Here is a 19,456-nt window from a genome sequence, read left to right as displayed (position 1 = left end):
GGGAAATTGGTTGCATCCGAATCTATCGGCGCCGCCACACGACCACCGGTCGTGTGTTACCGGCGATCGTGCGCCGTGGCGGTAGCGCCCGACCGTTGGTCGGGCGACGCGTTCACCGCGCGCCGAACCACAGCAGCAGGCTGATCAGGCCGGCCAGCAGCAGCGCGCTGCCGAGCAGCCATGGCCAGCGGCTCACCCGCTTCGGCTTCGCCAGCGGTTCCACCGGCGATGGCAGGTCGAGCAGCTCATCTTCTTCCACGCTGGCCACGCGTTTGCGCCCGTCGTGCGGGACTTCCAGCACGAACCGGTGCTGGGCATCGAAGACCAGCTGGTCGCCGGGCTGCAGCCAGCAATGGCGAACGCTGACGCCATTGACCCGGGTCGATTCGCCTGCGCCCAGATCCCGCAACAGCAGACGCTCGCCATGGCGCTCCAGGCGCGCGTGCTGTTCAGCGAACGCCGGGTCGTCGATGACGATGTCTGATTCGGCGCCGCGGCCGATCACCCGTGGGCGGTCCAGGGTGAAACTGCGGCCGTGATGCTGCCCGCCGACCCCGCGCAGCAGGCGCTGGTCTTCTGCGACGTCATCGCTGCGCGACGGGGCATGGCTGAGGGCTTCGCATTCGCCCTGGATCAACATTTCCACGCCGTCGGCGTAGACCGCGTCGCCGGGCCGCAGCAGCGCCATCCGCCTTACCGGGCGACCATTCACGTGAATGCCGCGCATGCCGGTGGCCACCTGCAGCCACAAGCCGCGGTCGTCCAGGCAGAACTGGGCCAGCAGCAGGGTGCCGGCGGCGTCGCCGCCGAGGCGGACGCTGCCCGACGCATGACGCACGATGCGCTGTACCCCCGGCCGCAACGGCTGGTCGGGGTGTTGGCGATGAGTGAAGTGAACAAGCAGGTTCTGCACGCGGCGCAGCCTAGCAGGTTGGGCGTCCGTCCGGATAGAAGTGTGACGCACGGCTTGGAGTTGGCTGAGCAGATGCGCACAATGCATCCCCCGCTACGTCAGCCGCCCGCAGGAGCCAGCATGTCCAAGATCGATATCCTCCATACCCACGCCCAGACCGATGACGCCGCGCGCAAGGTCATCGAAGACATGACGAAAAGCCTCCAGCAGAAGTTTGGCGTCCAGGCCGATTGGGTTGGCAGTGCATTGACGTTCAACGGCTCGGGCGTTGACGGCCGGATAGCGCTGCTGCCCGGCCAGGTCCACGTTGCCGCCGAACTGGGGTTTCCGGTATCCATGATGAAAAGCATGGTCGAAGGCGAAATCCGCCGCGTGCTGCAGGAAAAGCTCGCCTGAACCACCGGCGAGGAGGAACCGCGCCATCACACCGCACAATCGAAGCGCTGGGTAGGATCGGGGGTGGCCACTCACAGGATCGCCCCCCATGAACACGCATGACGACTACGATGACCGCACCCCGGGCGAAAAGCCCTCGCTGCAGGACCAGGCAGAGCGCTTCTCGCGCCAGCTGACCGGTTCGGCCAAGCAGATCTGGCTGGCCGGGCTTGGCGCGTTCGCGCGCGCCCAGGCCGAAGGAACCCGCGTTCTGGATGACCTTGTCAAGGAAGGCGAAGCCGTCGACGCCCGCAATCGGGAGCGGGCCGGCGACACGCCGCGCTGGCGCGACAACGTCGAGGAACATCTGGGCGAAGCGCGGGAAAAGGCCGCCGGGACCTGGGACAAGGTCGAAAAGGCCTTCGACGACCGCGTCCAGGGCGTCCTCAAGCGCCTGCATATTCCCACGGCCGAGGATGTGGCTGCGCTCAATGCGCGGATCGATGCCCTCACCACCCGGCTCAACCGCGCCGAGGCCCGCAACGCTTCGCCGAACGCGGACCCGCGTCCAGGTACTCACCAGTCCCCCGGCTCGGACCCCTGACCGGCGCCCACACGCAACCGTACTGTGATTGTTGCAAAGCAACACGACTTTGTTGACAATCCAGCCAGACCCGCCAATTGCTTCTGCGCCGTTTGTTCCCTCCCCTCACGGCTAAGGATTGGCGGGTTTTTTGTGTCCGCAATTTGAGAACGGCATCCCGCAGACAGACCCGGGCGCATATAAACTGTGGTCCACGCCTCCGTGTTCATCCCTGGGTCCCATGTTCTCCTGGTTTCTGGCTCTGCTGCTGGCCTTCGTTGTCTGGTCCCTCGCCGCGGCCTACTTCTGGCTGGTGAAACGTCGCCGCAAGGAGACCCGGCTGGGGCTCAGCGCGTTGGCCGGGATGCACTGGCGGGACTTCTCCGCGATCGTGCGACGCGCACTGCACGAGCAGCGCGGCCTGCAGGACGTGACCGGCGATGCCGACGACAGCCGTGAGCCCAGCAGTGACTTCCTGATGCAGGATGCACAGCACCAGCGGTTCCTTGTGTCATGCAAGCATGGCCGCGCCTACCGGATCGGCCGGGCGGCGGTGAATGAGCTGGGCGCCGCGGCGCGTCTGGCCGGTGCCCGCGGCGGCATCCTCATCACCGAGGGCATGGTTGAACGGGATGGCCGCTCGACCGCCGAAAAGCAGAGCGTTGAAGTGCTGGACGGCAGCCTGTTGTGGCCGATGCTGCAGCCCTACCTGCCCGGTGACGTGGAAGCCCGGGTCAAGCACGAGGCACGCCGCGAGGCGGTGCGGCGCATCTCGATCGCCGCGCTGGGTTCGCTGACCCTTGGCCTGCTGGTGGGCATGGGGTACCTGACCTCACGTCTGGACCAGGCAGCGCAGACGCCTGCACCGGTTGAGGCACCGCCTCGGCCGGCGGCCACCGCGCCCGCTCCAGCGGCCCCTGCACCGGCGCAACCATCCAGCCCGGCGCCGGCCGCCGCAGCCGGTGCACCGACGACCGCCGCGCACAGCACTGCCCCGAACCAGATCCTCGGCACCATCGCCGACCCCGATGCGGCCACGCTGGCGGTCTACCAGCGCGAACTGGCAACGCTGCTTGCCCAGCAGGAGGGCGTGCTCAGCGCGTTCTGGCAGACCCGGCAGACGCTGGCGGTCAACCGTTCGGCCGAGATCGACGAGGTCTGGCCGCGCATCTGCACCCAGGTGAAGCGCTATCCGGCACTGCGCACGGTGCGCATCCAGCTCAATCCCCGCATCAACACCGACGAGCCGGTGCGCTGGCGCCAGTGCGCCACCTCGTAAGCTTCACCGCGCGCCGGGCGCGAACCGGGCCACCAGGTCCCAGGCATCGCCCAGGAACATCTGCCGTACACAGGTGATGGGCTGTTCGCCGCGCCAGGTGAGGCGGTCGATCACCAGGCACGCGGTGCCCAGCGGCACTTCAAGCAGGGCCGCTGCTGCGGCATCGGCGCCCCACGCGCTGATCCGGTGCTGGGCGCGGGTCCAGGACACGTTCTGCAGCAGCCAGCTGCCCGGCGCGGTCGTGTTGAAATCCACGTCCAGCACTTCGGGCACCCCGACCGGGCTGATCAGCCGGTGTTCGAGCGCCAACGGCTTGCCGTCGGCCCGGTGCAGGCAGCGGATGGCCAGCAGTTTCTCGCCAGCGGACAATGCCATTTCCTCATCCACCTGCGTGTTGGGCGCGCGGTAGGCGCGGTCCAGCAGCTGGTAACCGTACGCATGGCCGCGCGCACCGACTGCCATGGCGATGTCGGGAATCTCCAGCGCCACCTGTTCCAGGTGCGGCGGCTGGCGCGCCACGAACGAGCCGGCACGACGCCGGCGCTCGATCATGCCGCTCTCGGCCAGCGCGGTGAGCACCTTGTTGACGGTCATCCGCGAGCAGCCGTACTGCTCCATCAACTCGTGCTCGTACGGGATGCGGAACCCCGGCGCCCATTCGCCGCTCAGGATGCGGCTCTCGAGCTCGGCACGGATGCGCTGGTTGAGGGTTTCGGCTTTCTTGCCGGTCACGCGGGAATCCTGGTAGGGGGTGGCAGCCACGTTCAGTGCGCGGCAAGCACGCCGCGCAGGGCGTGGGCAAAGCGCGCTGCAACGGCGTCGCGCTGCAGGTGGCGGCCATGCCGTACCAGCTCGCGCCCTCCGCGCCAGACCGATCGGACGGCGCCATTACGAGCGGCGAACACCCAGCTGTCAAGCCAGGCATCGCCTTCGCGCGCGATCAGCGTCGGGTGCTGCGGGTCCAGTTCCACGACGTCGGCCGGCGCACCGGGCTGCAGGCCAGTGATCACGCCCAAGGCCTGCGCGGCGCCCTGCAGCGACTGTTCAAACAGCCAGCGCCCGCTGGACACGCCTTCCTGCGGGGCGAGCACGTTGCGCCCACGCAGCTGCAGGCGCTGCCCGTATTCGAGCAGGCGCAGCTCTTCGGCCGCATCGATCAGCACGTTGGAATCCGAGCCCACTCCGAACCGGCCGCCGCCACGCGCGAAGGCCTGCATCGGGAACAGCCCATCGCCGAGGTTGGCCTCGGTGATCGGGCACAGCCCGACCACCGCACGGCTGGCCAGCATGCGCTGCACTTCGTCGGCATCCACGTGGGTGGCATGCACCAGGCACCAGCGTTCATCGACGGCGACATGTTCGTACAGCCAGCGCACCGGGCGCAGCCCGCTCCAGGCCACGCAGGCATCCACCTCGCGGGTCTGCTCGGCGATGTGGATGTGCACCGGGCCGTTGTTGAGCGGCAGCAGCGCCGCCAGCTCCTCGCCAGTCACCGCGCGCAGGCTGTGCGGTGCGATGCCCAGCACCGCATCGTCCTGCCCGCGCAGCGCATGGCGGCAGCCGTCGAGCAGCGCGGCGAACCCGTCCACGTCATGCAGCAGCCGGCGCTGGGCCGGGTTCGGCGCGGCGCCACCGAAATCGGCGTGCGCGTAGAACACCGGCAGCAGGGTCAGGCCGATGCCACTGCCCTGCGCTGCCGCGGCGATGCGCGCGGCCATCTCGGCGCGGTCGGCATACGGCGCGCCATCCGGGGCATGGTGCAGGTAGTGGAACTCGCCCACGCGGGTGAAGCCGGATTCGAGCATCTCCACGTAAGCCTGTTCGGCGATGGCCTGCACCGCATCGGGCTGCAGGTGGGCCAGGAACCGGTACATCAGTTCGCGCCAGCTCCAGAAGCTGTCGCCGCTGCGCCCGCCGATTTCCGTCAAGCCGGCCATGCCGCGCTGGAAGGCGTGGCTGTGCAGGTTGCCCAGGCCGGGCAGCGCGATCGCCAGTGCGGTGTCCCCGGGCTGCGCGGCCGCGCCCGGGGTGACCGACTGCAGGGTGCCGCCGGCGCAGACGATGCGCACATTGCGCGCCCACCCCTGCGGCAGCAGGGCATGGTCGGCGTGGAAAGCGAGGACGGAAGCGGGGTTGGCTGGCATCACTGGACATCCCGGAAGTGGCGCCTATATTGTATAGACATATAAGCCGCCGTGGTTGCTGCCATGCACTGTGACACCCTCTGGACCAACGCCCACCTGATCACCGTCGACGGCCCCGGGCTGGGCGTGATCCGCGACGGGGTGATTGCCGCCCACGAAGGGCGCATCGTGCACGTCGGCCCGGCAGGTTCCGAAACGCACCTGCGGCCGGCCCGACGCGTGGACTGCGGCGGGCGCTGGATCAGCCCGGGACTGGTCGACTGCCACACCCACCTGGTGTACGCCGGTAACCGCGCCAACGAGTTCGAACAGCGCCTGCAGGGCGTGAGCTATGCCGACATCGCCCGTGCCGGCGGCGGCATTGTCTCCACCGTACGCGCCACCCGTGCCGCCAGCGACGCGGAGCTGCTGGCCGCCAGCCTGCCGCGGCTGGACGCGATGCTGGCCGAAGGCCTCACCACGGTGGAAATCAAATCCGGCTACGGTCTCTCGCTTGAAGACGAAACCAAGCAGCTGCGCGTGGCCCGCGAGCTGTCGCGGCAGCGCGCGGTCGAGGTGGTACCCACCTTCCTCGGCGCGCACGCGGTGCCGCCGGGACGGCAGGCACAGGAGTACATCGATGAGGTGTGCAACGTGATGATTCCGGCGGTGGCTGCGCAGGACCTGGCCGAAGCGGTCGATGTGTTCTGCGAGAACATCGCCTTCAGCACCGCGCAGGCCGAGCAGGTGTTCGTGGCCGCGCAGGCGCACGGGCTGGCGGTGAAGATCCACGCCGAACAGCTCAGCAACCAGCACGGCGCCGCGTTGGCCGCACGCTATGGCGCACTGTCGGCCGACCACGTCGAACACCTCGATGCCGAGGGTATCGCCGCGATGCGTGCCGCCGGCACCGTGGCGGTGCTGCTGCCAGGCGCGTTCTATTTCACCCGCGACACCACCCTGCCCCCGATCGACGCGCTGCGCGCGGCCGGCGTACCACTGGCACTGGCCACCGACAGCAATCCGGGCACCTCGCCGCTGACCAGCCCGCTGCTGGCCATGAACATGGCCGCCACGCTGTTCCGCATGACCGTGGACGAGTGCATCGCCGGCTTCACCCGGGAAGCGGCGCGTGCGCTGGGCCGGCAGGCGCGCGTCGGCCGCCTGGCGGTCGGGCTGGACTGCAACCTGGCCGTGTGGGACATCGAGGCGCCTGCCGACCTTGTCTACCGCATCGGCTTCAACCCCCTGCACGCACGCGTGATGCGCGGCGTATCCGTCTGAACATAGTGATGCCTGGAGATTCCATGAGTACGACCCTGACCCTGCAGCCCGGCGCGGTGACGCTGGCGCACTGGCGCGCGATCTACGACGGTGCCCGCGTGCGCCTGGACCCGGCGTCGGCCGAGGCGGTGCGCCGCAGCGCGCAGACCGTGGCCGATATCGTGGCCAAGGGCGAGCCGGTGTACGGCATCAACACCGGCTTCGGCAAACTGGCCAGCGTGCGCATCGAGCGCGACGATCTGGAAACCCTGCAGCGCAACATCGTGCTGTCGCACGCGGCCGGCGTCGGTGAGCCGATGCCTGCGCCGGTAGTGCGCCTGATGATGGCGCTGAAGCTGACCAGCCTGGCCCAGGGCGCCTCGGGTATCCGCCCGGAAACCCTGGCGCTGCTGGAAGCGTTCCTGCAGCACGACCTGGTGCCGGTGATTCCGTGCCAGGGCTCGGTCGGCGCCTCCGGCGATCTGGCGCCGCTGTCGCACCTGGCCAGCGTGATGATCGGCGTGGGCGAGGCATTCGTCGGCGCCGAGCGCCTGCCAGCCGCCGATGCGTTGGCGCGCTTCGGCCTGGCGCCGCTGGTGCTGGGCGCCAAGGAAGGCCTGGCCCTGCTCAACGGTACCCAGTACTCCACCGCCTATGCGCTGGCCGGGCTGTTCGAGATCACCACCGTGTTCCAGGCCGCGCTGGTCACCGGCGCGCTGTCGGTGGAAGCGGCGAAGGGCTCGGACACCCCGTTCGATCCACGCATCCACCAGATCCGCGGGCAGCGTGGCCAGATCGCCACCGCAGCGGCGTTGCGCACCTTGATGCAGGGCTCGGCGATCCGCGAATCGCACCGCGACAACGACGTGCGCGTGCAGGACCCGTACTGCCTGCGCTGCCAGCCGCAGGTGATGGGCGCGGCCTTTGATGTGATGCGCCAGGCCGCCACCACGCTGGCGATCGAAGCCAACGGCGTGTCGGACAACCCGCTGGTGTTCACCGATACCAACGAAGCGCTGTCCGGCGGCAACTTCCATGCCGAACCGGTGGCGTTTGCCGCCGACATGCTGGCGATGGCGGTGTGCGAGATCGGTTCGATCAGTGAACGCCGCACCGCGATGCTGGTCGACCCGGCGCTGTCGGGCCTGCCCGCGTTCCTCACTCCGAAGCCGGGCCTGAATTCCGGTTTCATGATTCCGCAGGTGACCGCCGCCGCACTGGTCTCGGAAAACAAGCAGCGCGCCTACCCGGCCAGCGTGGATTCGATTCCCACCTCGGCCAACCAGGAAGACCACGTGTCGATGGCCGCGCATGGCGCACGCCGCCTGCTGCAGATGGCCGAGAACGCGGCCAACGTGGTGGGCATCGAACTGCTGGCCGCCGCGCAGGGCTGTGACTTCCACCGCGGCCTGCGCTCCAGCCATGCGCTCGAAGCGGTGCGTCAGCGCCTGCGCGCGCAGGTGCCGACCCTGCAGGACGACCGCTACTTCCACCCGGACATGGTCGCTGCCACCGCGCTGGTGCGCAGCGGCGCGCTGGCCGAAGGGCTCGCCGACATCCTGCCGCAGGTGGAGCCACTGGCATGAACGCCCACCCTGACTGGCTGCAGGTACACGAGGGTGATGCTCCGCTGATCGTCAGCTTCCCGCACACCGGCACCGAGCTGCCGGATGCGCTGGTTGGCGATTTCGTATCGCCGTGGTTGGCCCGCCGCGATGCCGACTGGTGGGTGCATGAGCTGTATGACTTCGCGCAGCGCATGGGGGCCACGACGATCCGTTCGGCAATTTCGCGCTCGGTGATCGACCTCAACCGCGATCCCAGCGGCGTGTCCCTCTATCCCGGCCAGAACACCACCGGCCTGTGCCCGCTGACCACGTTCGACAACCAGCCGCTGTACCACCCGGGCCGGGAACCGGATGCAGAAGCGATCGCCCGGCGCCGCGATGCGTATTTCGCGCCCTACCATGCTGCGTTGGCTGCCCAGATCGTTCGCCTGCGCCAGCGGCACGGCACCGTGGTGGTGTACGACGCGCATTCGATCCGCTCGCACATCCCGCACCTGTTCGACGGGCAGCTGCCGCAGTTCAACCTGGGTACTGCCGGCCCCTCCGGCGCACCGGATACCTCCTGCGACAACGCGCTCAGCGACGTGGTGGAGAACCTGTGCCGGATCAGCGGCCTGCCGCATGTGCGCAACGGCCGCTTCAAGGGCGGCTGGATCACCCGCCATTACAGCGACATTGCCAGTGGCGTGCACAGCCTGCAGATGGAACTGGCCTGCCGCGGCTACATGCACGAGCCCGAACAGGTGGACGTGCACAGCTGGCCCACCCCGCTCGACCCCGACCACGCTGCACCGCTGCGCCACACGCTGCAGCAGGTGCTCAGCGCCTGCCTTGAATTCGCGAACTCCCGGAGTGCTGCATGAGCCGTCACGATTCCACCCGCACCATCATCGCCCCCACCGGCAGCACGCTCACCGCCAAGAGCTGGCTGACCGAGGCACCGTTGCGCATGCTGATGAACAACCTGCACCCGGACGTGGCCGAGCGCCCGCAGGAACTGGTGGTGTACGGGGGCATCGGCCGCGCCGCGCGCGACTGGGAAAGCTACGACGCCATCATCGAGAGCCTCACCCGCCTGGAAGACGACCAGACCCTGCTGGTGCAGTCGGGCAAGCCGGTGGGCGTATTCCGCACCCATGCCGATGCGCCGCGCGTGCTGATCGCCAATTCCAACCTGGTGCCGCGCTGGGCGAACTGGGACCACTTCAACGAGCTGGATAAGAAGGGCCTGGCCATGTACGGCCAGATGACCGCCGGCAGCTGGATCTACATCGGCGCGCAGGGCATCGTGCAGGGCACCTACGAAACCTTCGTGGAAATGGGCCGCCAGCACTACAACGGCAGCCTGGCCGGCAAGTGGCTGTTCACCGGCGGCCTGGGCGGCATGGGCGGCGCGCAGCCGCTTGCCGCAGTGATGGCCGGCGCCTCGTGCCTGGCGGTGGAGTGCCGCAGGAGCAGCATCGAGATGCGCCTGCGCACTGGCTACCTGGACACCTGGACCGACAACCTGGACGAAGCGCTGCGCCTGATCGAGGAATCGTGCACGGCCAGGAAGCCGCTGTCGGTGGGCCTGCTCGGCAACGTCGCCGACGTGCTGGACGAACTGCTGGTGCGCGGAGTCAAGCCGGACCTGCTGACCGACCAGACCTCAGCGCATGACCCGGTCAACGGCTACCTGCCGCAGGACTGGACGGTCGAGCAATGGGACGAACAGCGCGTGACCGCACCCAAGGTCGTCGAGAAAGCCGCGCGCGCGTCGATGGCCAACCACATCCAGGCCATGCTCGCCTTCCATGCGCTGGGCGTGCCGACCGTGGATTACGGCAACAACCTGCGCCAGATGGCGCTGGAAGAAGGCGTGGAAAACGCCTTCGATTTCCCCGGCTTCGTGCCCGCCTACATCCGCCCGCTGTTCTGCCGCGGCATCGGCCCGTTCCGCTGGGCCGCACTGAGCGGCGACCCGGAGGACATCGCCAAAACGGATGCAAAGGTGAAGGAACTGATTCCGGACAACCCGCACCTGCACCGCTGGCTGGACATGGCCGCCGAGAAGATCAAGTTCCAGGGCCTGCCGGCGCGCATCTGCTGGGTAGGCCTGGGGGATCGTGATCGCCTCGGGCTGGCATTCAACGAAATGGTCGCCAACGGTGAGCTCAAGGCGCCGGTGGTGATCGGCCGCGACCACCTGGACAGCGGCAGCGTGGCTTCGCCGAACCGCGAAACCGAAGCGATGGCCGACGGCTCGGACGCGGTATCGGACTGGCCGCTGCTCAACGCCCTGCTCAACACCGCCAGCGGCGCCACCTGGGTGTCGCTGCACCACGGCGGCGGTGTGGGCATGGGCTTCTCGCAGCACGCCGGCATGGTGATCGTCTGCGACGGCACCGAAGCGGCCGCCAAACGCATCGCGCGCGTGCTGTGGAACGACCCGGCCACCGGCGTGATGCGGCATGCCGATGCAGGCTATGAGATCGCGATTGAATGCGCGAAGGAGAAAGGCCTGGATCTGCCCGGGATTCTGCACCGGTAGGGTCGCATCCCGATCGACTGCCGATAACCACACCGCGCCCGGTGACGGCATTGCGATGATCGGGATTGCGGCTTCGGTGGGTGACGGCGGCGGCGCAACCTGTTAACTTTCGCGGCCTCTCGCTGGTTTACAGGTCGCACCTGGCCGCCCGCTGCCCCATTTCGTACCGATTCCATACGCATGCCCCCTCTCCTGTCGCTGCACCGCCCCACCCTGTCCACGCTGAGCCTGACCCTTTCCACCGTACTGGTTGCCACCGCCTCCGCCGCCCCGGCTGACAAGCCGACCACGCTGGAATCGGTCAACGTCACCGCCGCCGACACCACCGAACAGGCCCGTGCCGCGCTCAAGCGCGTGCCCGGTGCCGGCAATGTGATCGACCTGGCCCGCATCGACGGCCGCCTGGCCGGCACCGCCGATGTGCTGGCCTACCAGCCCGGCATCAGCGCGCAGTCGCCCGGCAACGAAGGGGCAAAGGTGTCCATTCGGGGCTCGGGCATCAATCGTGGTCCCGGCGCGCATGCGTCCGGCATCTCCGTTTCGCTGGACGGGCTGCCCCTCACCGGCCCGGGCGGTACCCCTTACGAACTGCTGGAGCCACTGTGGCTCAGCCGCGCCGAGGTGCTGCGCGGGGCCAACGGGTTTGAAACCGGTGCGCTGGCGCTGGGCGGCGCGATCAACTACGTCAGCCGCAGCGGTCGTGATGCCGCCGGCCTGGAGTTGCAGTACGACGCCGGCAGCCGTGGCTACCAGAAGCGCAGCGTGGGCTACGGCGGCGTGGCGGGCGACGTGGACTACTACCTGGCCTACACCGATACCGAATACGACGGCTACCAGCGGCACGCCGCCGGCGACGGCAAAGGCGCAATGGCCAACGTGGGTTGGCAGATCACTCCGGGGCTGGAAACGCGCTTCTTCCTGCGCTACCGCGAAACCAACCACCAGACGCCCGGGCGCCTGACCCGCGCACAGATCCGCAACGATCCCCGCGCGGCCAACCCAGCCAACCTGGCGATCGATGCGCGGCGCCCACAGCCGGGCAGCACCTGGCTGGGCAACGTGACCACGCTGCAGATCGATGGCGATTCCTCACTGCAGGCCGGGCTGGTCTACCACCACTACCCGATGGATCTCAACGAGAGCCTGTATCGGCAGCAGCTGGATTACACCAACCTCAACGCCACGCTGGATTACCGGCGGCAGCACCGGCTGTTCGGGCGCGACAGCGTGACCACGCTCGGCCTGCGCATCACCCACGACCTGGATGCGGACGTGCGCGAAACCCTGCGCTACCCCAGCAACGGGTACCCCGCCGGCACCCACACCCGCGACTTCTCCCACCACGGCACCCACAGCACGCTGCATGCAGGCAACGACCTGGCGCTGAGCGACACCCTGCGCCTGCAGACCGGCCTTGCACTGATCAACACGCGCCACGACGTGCAGGTTACCTGGCCGAGCACCCCCGGGCGGATGTCGGGAAGTGACTGGGATTACGCACCACGCGTGGGCTTCACCTGGCAGCAGACACCTGCCACGCAGTGGTTCGGAAACCTGAGCCGCTCGGTGGAACCGGCGCACCCGTGGTCGATGATCTGGGGCTCGAACCTGTACTTCGCCCCCGGCAACGGTGCCTCCAGTGGGCGCCAGCGCGCACCGGTGGCGCTGGACAACCAGACCGCCACCACGCTCGAACTGGGCGCGCGCGGCGACAGCGCACTGGGCCGCTGGGAACTGACCGGCTACTACGCGCGCGTGCTGCATGAACTGCTGAGCGTGGAAGTCGCTCCGGTGCCGAACCTGTTCGTGGCCGAGAACAACGCCAGCCCGACCGTGCACCGTGGCATCGAGGCCGGGCTGGACAGCACCCTGTGGCAGGGCGCCGACGGTCGCCTCTCGCTGCGCCAGGCATACACCTTCAGCGACTTCCGCTACCGCCACGATGCCCGCTTCGGCAGCAACCGCCTGCCGGGCCTGCCGCGCCACTACTACCAGGGCGAACTGCGCTTCGATCATCCGACCGGGCTCTACGCCGCGGTCAACACCGAATACGCCTCGTCGATGTTCGTGGACTACGCCAACAGCTTCCGCGCCGACAGTCATCTGATCTTCGGCACACGCGTGGGATTCGATGCCCCGAACGGTCGGTGGCAGGCCTGGGCCGAGCTGCGCAATCTGGGCGATCGCCATTACGCGGCCACCGTCACGCCGGGCTATGACGACGCTGGCAAGGACGTGGCCCGCTCGACACCGGGCGACGGGCGCGGGGTGTACGCAGGCATCCGCTGGCGCTTCAATTGAAGCAAACGGAGCGGCGCCAGTAGAAATACTGGCGCCGGACGCGGGGATTGCCGTAGCCGTACCCGCCTGCACGGCGGAGACTGAATGCCTTCCCTGCCCTGCTGCGGAGCTTCCCGTGAGCCAGATCGCATCGCGCCTCGCCTGTTCCCTCCTGCTCTGCCTGGGCGTTGCCGCCGCAGGTCACGCCCAATCGATGGGCGACACCGCCGCCACCCGTTTCGCCACGCTCGACAGGAACAGCGACGGACTGGTCAGCGAAGACGAGTACGACGGCAGCGCGCTGTTCCGCACGCTCGATGCCGATCACAACTACCGGGTCACGGTCGAAGAAGTACAGGCCCTGCTCGGCCCCGACCGCGATGGCCAGCTCACGGGTGCAGACCGCATCCGGGTCGCCGATCTCAACGGTGATGGCGAGCTGAGCGACGAGGAAGTGCGCCGCGTGGCGGAGATGCGCTTCCAGTCGCTGGACACCAACCATGACAACGACCTGACCTTGGCCGAGCTGCAGGTCGGGTTCTGGCGACCATAGGCAACGCCGGTCAGACCAGCGAACCCAGCATGAAGTAAGGCAGGTACATCGCAAACAGCACGCCCACCGAGCCCAGCACTCCAGCCCCTAGGCCCAGCAGCCCGGCCAGGATCCGGCCGGCGATGGGCGGGCCCAGGTACCAGCATGCCCCCACCAGCAGCGGCGCCATCCAGGCAAGCAGATAGCCCTGGCTGTAGACGCGGCTGATCCACGGCAATGGCTGGCCGGCGCTGCCGAACATCTCCACGAACTGCGGCAGCAGCAGTGCCCCGAACAGGGTCACCACGAATGCCATGGCCACACTCGCGGCCAACCCCACCCACGGCAGGATGCAGGCACTGCGCTGCAGGAGCGGATGGGTGAAATTCACGCTTGGCTGGGCCCTGCCACGGCGTTGACCACCGCCTCAATCCGGTGACCATCCGGGTCGATGACGAATGCTGCGTAGTAACCGTCGCCGTAATCCGGCCGCAACCCCGCCGCACCGTTATCACGACCGCCGGCCTGGAGGGCGGCGCGATGGAAGGCATCAACTGCCTCACGCGACAGTGCCGCGAAGGCCAAGTGGAAGCCGGCCCCCGGTGCGCTGGCATCGTCCCGGAGCTTCAAGCAAAGAAGATCCTGGTCATCGATCAGTCCGTAACCGATCGCCGTGTCGTCCTCGAACACACGGCGGTAGCCCAACGCGTTCAACGCTGCATCGTAGAACCTGCCGGCAGCAACCAGGTCGCGAACGCCGAGCGAAATGTGGTGCAGCATGTCAGTTCGGCCCATACGACGGCGGCAGCGTGGCGGTGCCCCATTGCGTGTTCTTCGCCGTGCCCAGCTCAAACTCCAGGGTGCCGCCCTTCTGCACCACGCTGGCCGGCAACCAGCTGGCCTCGCTGGGCTTGCCGTCCACGCGCAGCGACTGCACGTACGGTGCGTCCATCGCCGCGCCGTTGGCCGTGATGGTCAGGGTGGCGCCGGGGCGCTGGATGACCGCTTCGCGGAACAGCGGGCTGCCGATCACCAGGTCGGCACGGCCCGGGTACAGCGGGTACAGGCCCAACGCCGACCACACGTACCACGACGACATCTGGCCCAGGTCATCGTTGCCAGGCATGCCTTCGGGCGCGTTGGTCCAGATCTGGCGCATGGCCTGGCGCACGGTTTCCTGTGTTTTCCACGGCTGGCCGACGAAGTTGTACAGCCACGGTGCCGCCACCGAGGGCTCGTTGTCCAGCTCGGCATGCAGCGGGCCCGATTTTGTCACCGCCCACGCGCCGTCTTCCTTGCGGAAGAATGCATCCAGGCGCTGGATGGCCGCGTCGCGGCCGCCAAGCGTGGCGATCAACCCGGCCGGGTCGAACGGCACCATCCACAGGTACTGCGCACCGCTGCCTTCGACGAACTCCTCATCCGAGGCCGGATCGAACACCGGCCAGCTGCCATCGGCATTGCGCGGCTGGATGTAGCCGGCCTGGGCGGTGGCCTTGGGGTTGTACAGGTTGCGCCACCAGCCGGAGCGCTGCCGGAACAGTGCCGCCCCCTCTGTGTCGCCTGCGGCATTGGCAAGTTCCGCAAGGCCGAAATCCGCCGCCGCCATTTCCAGCGTGTCCGAGGCGGTGCCCCAGCCCGGCGCGCCCACCGGCATGTACTTCAGCGCCATCCACTGGTCCAGGCCCGGCCGCTGGCCGACACACAGCACGGGGCAGCCGCGCCGGCTGAGGTCGCGTTCGGTCGGCACCGTGGCCGCCTGCTTGAGCGAGGCATAGGCGCGTTTCAGATCGAAGTTGCGCCCCCCGAACGCGTGGATCGCAGCGACCGACGGCGGCGACGGATCGCCGTTCATCACGCCGGTGGCACCGGTCAGGTGCGTCCAGCGATCCCACACGCCGCCGTTCTGGTCGGCCTGGTTGAGCAGCGACTGCGCGATGTCCGAGCCGACCTGCGGCTGCAGCAGCGTGACCAGCTGCAGCTGCGAGCGGTACACATCCCAGCCGGAGTAGTTGGCGTACTGCGCACGCTGACCCTTCGACAGCGCATGCACCTTGCCGTCCATCCCGCGATAGCGGCCATCGCCGTCACTGAACAGGTTGGGCGCCAGCAGCGTGTGGTACAGCGCGGTGTAGAACACGGTGCGTTCGTCGGGCGTTCCGCCGGCCACGCGCACCTGGCCCAGCGCCTTGTTCCATTCGGCGCGGGTCGCCGCCTGGGTCGCTTCCACGGTCGTGCCGACCGGGCTTTCGCGGCGCAGGTTGGCGCGTGCACCGGCCTCGTCCACGTAGGAAATGCCGACGCGCGCGGTCACCTTCGGGCTGCGCTTGGGATCGAACTGGATCCAGCCGCCTGCACCCTTGCCCACCGGCGGGTGGCCCTGGGTGCCGTAGCTGGTACCGCCACTGCCTTCGCGCGCACCGGCCTGCACGGTCTCGTCGCGCCAGGTGCCGCCGACCTCGAAGGGCTGGTCGAATTCGGCAACGAAATGCAGCGTGTAGTAACTCTCGCGGCGATCCTCGGCGAGGTAACCGCAGAAGTTGCCGGCGGTGACCGTGCCGCGCACGGTGCGCGTGGCCGGATCGATCACGATGCTGGAATCAGTGCTGCCCACCTCACTGTCGGAGGTACGGAACAGCAGGTTGGCCGGCTTGTCGGCCGGGAACTGGAACTGTCCCACCGCCGTGCGCGCGGTGGCGCCCAGGTCCACCACCACGCCGTTGTCGAGCGTGAGCTGGTACGCGCCGGGGCTGGCCGATTCGCGCGTGTGGTCCAGCACGCTGGCATAGCGCAGCCCGGCCTCGGCCGACGACGGCGACAGTTCCACCTTGGTGGTGATCGGCATGATCGGCACATCGCCGCTGGCCCCGGTGCAGCCGGTGCCTGACACGTGGGTCAGGCTGAAGCCGCGCACGCCGTTGCCGCGCCACTCGTACCCGCCCGGTGCCGCGATCGCGAAGCGTTTGCCCGGCAGCGGCGTCATCTCGGGACTGAAGGCCACCATGCCGAACGGCATCGACGGACCCGGATACACGTTGCCGGCATTGGTGGTGCCGATGAAGGGATTGACCTCGGCGGCGAGGTCGGCGGCCTGCAGGGCGCAGGGCGCGGCGGTCAGGACAAGCGAAACGGCAACCAGCATCGAACGGTGCACGACGAACTCCCAAAGCGGAAAGGACGGGCCATCAACGTTGCGCCACGTCCGGCGTGGCTGGATCGATTGTATCGATCCAAACCCGCTCCGCAATCAGACCAATGGCACTGCCAGGGATGCGCAGAGCATCGAGATCGCCGTACGCGACGCTCCTCCGCGAGTCGCTTCATCCCCCGCAGATCGTAGAGCCACGCCCTGCGTGGCTCCCCGATGTTCCAGCGCCCCAGCCACGCAGGGCGTGGCTCTACCTTGCGTTTTTGACGTAGGTGTCGAACCAGTTGAGCATTTCCGACACCAGCTGCTCGTTGGATTCCAGCGCGGTATACCAGTGCGGCTCGTTGGGCAGCATCACCAGCCGGGTGATCCCGCCGTTGCCGCGGATCGCCTGGTACAGCTTGCGCGACTGGAACGGTTCGGTACCCGGGTTGGCATCATCCTCGCCGTGGACCAGCAGCAGCGGCAGCTTGATCTTGTCCGCATAGAAGAACGGCGAGGCCTTCAGGTACACGTCCTGCGCCTGCCACACCGAGCGCCGCTCGTTCTGGAAGCCGAACGGGGTGAAGGTCTTGTTGTACGAACCGCTGGTGGCTACGCCAGCCTTGAACAGGTTGGTGTGCGCGATCAGGTTGGCGGTCATCAGGCCGCCATGGCTGTGCCCGGTGACGCCGATCCGGTTGCGGTCCACCACGCCCAGGTCCACCGCCTTGTCGACTGCGGCCTTGGCATCGGCTTCAAGCTGCTCCAGGTAAGTGTCGTAGGCGTTCTTCGGATCACCCACGATCGGGAACGCGGCGTTGTCGATGATCGCGTAGCCGGCCAGCAGCATCAGTCGGTACGGCGCCAGGCGGGTGAAGGTCTGCTGCGACCCGGAGACCTGCCCGGCCTGCGCCGCATTGGCGAAGTCGGCAGGGTACGCGTACAGGATCGCCGGCACGCGCTGGCCTTCCTGGTAGCCCGGCGGGGTGTACAGAGTGAACGACAGATCCACGCCGTCGGCGCGCTTGTAGGTGACCAGGCGCTTCTTGATCTGGCGCACTTCGGGGGTCGGGTCGGTGAGCGTGGTCAACGCGGTGGCGGTGGAGGCGTATTGGGCCTCGCCGTCTCTTGCGGTGGCAGCGCGCTCACCCTGCTGGCGCACGAACGCATTCGGCGGGTCCATCACCGACTGGTGCCAGGTCAGGTAGCGGCCCGGGGTGGCGGTCAGGCCCAACACCTGCTCATAGGCGTCGGCGTCACTGCGGAACAGGCGCTCGGTCTTGAGCGAGTCCAGGTCCAGGCGGTCGAGGAACGGACGGTCGCCCTGCGGCGAACTGCCCTGCCCGCGCAGGAACACGAAGCGACCGTCCTGGCGTACCACCGGCGCGCCGTTGGGCAGGCGCTTGAACACCAGGTTGCCCGGGTCGGCGTACAGCTCGTCGCTGGACAGGTCCCAGAGCAGGCGGCCTTCTTTCCCGGGCTGGTCGACATCGACGATGCGGGTCTGCCGCCAGTGGCGGTTCTCATCGTTTTCGAACAGGAACGACACCGCCGGATCCGCGCTCCAGGCAATGCCTTCGAAGCGCTGCGCGGTCCTCGCGATTTCCTGCGGTTTGGCGGAGAACGGTGCCTTCAGCGCCAGCACGCGGTCGCGGTGCGGCACGGTCACTTTCCAGTCGCCCTTGTCCAGCGCTTCGGCATAGACCAGCGTGGCCGGCTCGGTGGAGCGCCAGTCGAAATCGCGCGGGCCTTCGGGCACGCCGTGCACCGGCACGCGGTCGGCCAGCGGCAGGCTGGCGATGGGCGTGCTGCGGCCCGTGCCGAGGTCGAACACCGCCACGTCATTGGCGAAACGCTGGTAGGTCACCGCATGCGAGAACGGCGCCTTGAGGGTTTCGGTGAGTACATGCACGCCATCGGGCGCTGCATTGACTTCGTTGTACAGCGCCGGCGCGCCGATGGCGCGCACGCTGCCGGCGCTGGCGTCCACCACGGCCAGCTGCGAGGCACCGTAGTACGCGAACAGGGCTTCGTCATGCGCGCTGGTCAGGGTGTCGCGGGCTTCGTAGGTGCTGCTCTCGCCGCTGCTGCCCAGCGATTCCTGCACGTCCGGGCCACCGCGACCGTTGCCGCTGGTCGGCGCCGGGCCCTGGTTGGCCGGCACGGTCTTGACCAGCAGCTGCTGGCCGCCGCCCAGCCACTGCACGGTGTAACCGAAGATGGGATTGAGCTGCACGCCCGGGATCTGCTTGACCTGGCCGGTCTGCGCATCACCGACCCACAGCTGCACCGAGGTATCTACTGCGTTCTGGAACGCGAAGTGGCTGCCATCGGCCGACCACTGCGCCACGCCGGCACAGCCCTGTGGCAGCACCACTTTGGTGGTGCGGGCGGTGCCGACATCGACCAGCGAGAAGTCCGCGACGCAGGCCGGAATGCCGTAGCCGCCCTGGGTATCGTGGCGACTGCGGTTCTTCGGCTCCAGCCGCACGCCGGCCAGCTTCAGGTACGGCTGGGCCACGCGCTCGATCGACGGATAGGTCTGCAGCGTGGTCAGCAGCAGCCGCTGCCCGCTCGGGTCCAGGCTGGGCTGCGGCGGTGGCGGCGCCTTGAGGACCTTGAGCAGCTGCTCCGGTGGCTTGGCGTAATCGGCGAATGCCGGTGCAGCAAGGCAGAGCGCGGCCGCGGCAACGGCCGTGGCAAGACAGGTACGACGGATGAGCATCCAGATCCCCTTGAAGGTGTGGGTCCCGGCGGCGCACATGTCGCCGGCATGCCCCTGAATCTAGCACCGGGGGCTGTGCCGGGAATGGGCCGAAAGCACTGGATGTGCGTTCGGGCTGCGTTGGCCAATGCGGTAAAGTGGCGCCGTTCGTTCCA

The 19,456-nt window shown here is 68.2% G+C and carries 16 protein-coding genes; 9 read left to right on the top strand and 7 right to left on the bottom strand.

Annotation, left to right across the window (positions count from 1 at the left end):
• Positions 1–112: 112 nt before the first annotated feature.
• Complete coding sequence (locus tag ACGFZ3_RS13110) at positions 113–913, bottom strand: FHA domain-containing protein (RefSeq protein WP_392921726.1); 801 nt, start codon at positions 911–913, stop codon at positions 113–115.
• A gap of 120 nt (positions 914–1,033) precedes the next feature.
• Between ACGFZ3_RS13110 and ACGFZ3_RS13105 the strand changes: the two genes are divergently transcribed.
• The 3 genes from ACGFZ3_RS13105 (at position 1,034) to ACGFZ3_RS13095 (ending at position 3,150) form a co-directional block, all read left to right on the top strand.
• On the top strand, positions 1,034–1,309 hold the full coding sequence (locus ACGFZ3_RS13105; RefSeq protein WP_392921723.1) for a polyhydroxyalkanoic acid system family protein: 276 nt from the start codon (positions 1,034–1,036) through the stop codon (positions 1,307–1,309).
• Between the two features lie 88 nt (positions 1,310–1,397).
• The gene (locus ACGFZ3_RS13100; protein WP_392921720.1) at positions 1,398–1,892 is read left to right on the top strand and encodes a phasin family protein; all 495 of its coding nucleotides are present in this window, start codon (positions 1,398–1,400) and stop codon (positions 1,890–1,892) included.
• A 220-nt stretch (positions 1,893–2,112) separates the two neighbouring features.
• On the top strand, positions 2,113–3,150 hold the full coding sequence (locus ACGFZ3_RS13095; protein WP_392921717.1) for a restriction endonuclease: 1,038 nt from the start codon (positions 2,113–2,115) through the stop codon (positions 3,148–3,150).
• Between the two features lie 3 nt (positions 3,151–3,153).
• On the opposite strand, the gene hutC is transcribed toward ACGFZ3_RS13095, so the two are convergent.
• Positions 3,154–3,882: a histidine utilization repressor gene (gene hutC, locus ACGFZ3_RS13090; protein WP_392921714.1), complete on the bottom strand. Its 729-nt coding sequence runs from the start codon at positions 3,880–3,882 to the stop codon at positions 3,154–3,156.
• A 32-nt stretch (positions 3,883–3,914) separates the two neighbouring features.
• Positions 3,915–5,294, bottom strand: a complete 1,380-nt coding sequence (locus ACGFZ3_RS13085; RefSeq protein ID WP_392921711.1) for a formimidoylglutamate deiminase — start codon at positions 5,292–5,294, stop codon at positions 3,915–3,917.
• Positions 5,295–5,357: 63 nt separating this feature from the next.
• Here ACGFZ3_RS13085 and hutI point away from each other — a divergent pair, with 63 nt between their 5' ends.
• From hutI to ACGFZ3_RS13055, 6 genes are all read left to right on the top strand, one after another.
• Positions 5,358–6,557 carry an imidazolonepropionase gene (gene hutI / locus ACGFZ3_RS13080; RefSeq protein WP_392921708.1) on the top strand — a complete coding sequence of 400 codons (1,200 nt, stop codon included), beginning with the start codon at positions 5,358–5,360 and terminating at the stop codon, positions 6,555–6,557.
• Positions 6,558–6,580: 23 nt separating this feature from the next.
• On the top strand, positions 6,581–8,122 hold the full coding sequence (gene hutH / locus ACGFZ3_RS13075) for a histidine ammonia-lyase (protein WP_392921706.1): 1,542 nt from the start codon (positions 6,581–6,583) through the stop codon (positions 8,120–8,122).
• Complete coding sequence (gene hutG / locus ACGFZ3_RS13070; protein WP_392921704.1) at positions 8,119–8,967, top strand: N-formylglutamate deformylase; 849 nt, start codon at positions 8,119–8,121, stop codon at positions 8,965–8,967. The genes hutH and hutG overlap by 4 nt, the downstream gene beginning before the upstream one ends.
• Complete coding sequence (hutU, locus tag ACGFZ3_RS13065) at positions 8,964–10,634, top strand: urocanate hydratase (protein WP_392921702.1); 1,671 nt, start codon at positions 8,964–8,966, stop codon at positions 10,632–10,634. The genes hutG and hutU overlap by 4 nt, the downstream gene beginning before the upstream one ends.
• Positions 10,635–10,814: 180 nt before the next feature.
• Positions 10,815–12,935: a TonB-dependent receptor family protein gene (locus tag ACGFZ3_RS13060; RefSeq protein WP_392921700.1), complete on the top strand. Its 2,121-nt coding sequence runs from the start codon at positions 10,815–10,817 to the stop codon at positions 12,933–12,935.
• Positions 12,936–13,050: 115 nt separating this feature from the next.
• Positions 13,051–13,467: an EF-hand domain-containing protein gene (locus ACGFZ3_RS13055; RefSeq protein ID WP_392921698.1), complete on the top strand. Its 417-nt coding sequence runs from the start codon at positions 13,051–13,053 to the stop codon at positions 13,465–13,467.
• Between the two features lie 10 nt (positions 13,468–13,477).
• On the opposite strand, the gene ACGFZ3_RS13050 is transcribed toward ACGFZ3_RS13055, so the two are convergent.
• The 4 genes from ACGFZ3_RS13050 to ACGFZ3_RS13035 all read right to left on the bottom strand — a co-directional run bounded on the left by ACGFZ3_RS13050 (position 13,478) and on the right by ACGFZ3_RS13035 (position 19,301).
• A complete protein-coding gene (locus ACGFZ3_RS13050; RefSeq protein WP_392921695.1) occupies positions 13,478–13,837 on the bottom strand; it encodes a hypothetical protein in 360 nt (119 codons plus the stop codon).
• The gene (locus ACGFZ3_RS13045; RefSeq protein ID WP_392921692.1) at positions 13,834–14,226 is read right to left on the bottom strand and encodes a VOC family protein; all 393 of its coding nucleotides are present in this window, start codon (positions 14,224–14,226) and stop codon (positions 13,834–13,836) included. The genes ACGFZ3_RS13050 and ACGFZ3_RS13045 overlap by 4 nt, the downstream gene beginning before the upstream one ends.
• 1 nt (position 14,227) lies before the next feature.
• Positions 14,228–16,600 carry a GH92 family glycosyl hydrolase gene (locus ACGFZ3_RS13040; RefSeq protein WP_392921690.1) on the bottom strand — a complete coding sequence of 791 codons (2,373 nt, stop codon included), beginning with the start codon at positions 16,598–16,600 and terminating at the stop codon, positions 14,228–14,230.
• A gap of 244 nt (positions 16,601–16,844) precedes the next feature.
• Positions 16,845–19,301, bottom strand: coding sequence for a prolyl oligopeptidase family serine peptidase (locus ACGFZ3_RS13035; RefSeq protein ID WP_392921687.1), 2,457 nt, complete (start codon positions 19,299–19,301; stop codon positions 16,845–16,847).
• Positions 19,302–19,456: the final 155 nt, after the last annotated feature.

The sequence above is a fragment of the Stenotrophomonas sp. NPDC047960 genome (assembly GCF_043204395.1).
Taxonomy (GTDB): Bacteria; Pseudomonadota; Gammaproteobacteria; order Xanthomonadales; family Xanthomonadaceae; genus Stenotrophomonas.
The sequence above is the reverse complement of the archived record's forward strand: the minus strand, read 5'-3'. Positions and strand labels throughout refer to the sequence as shown.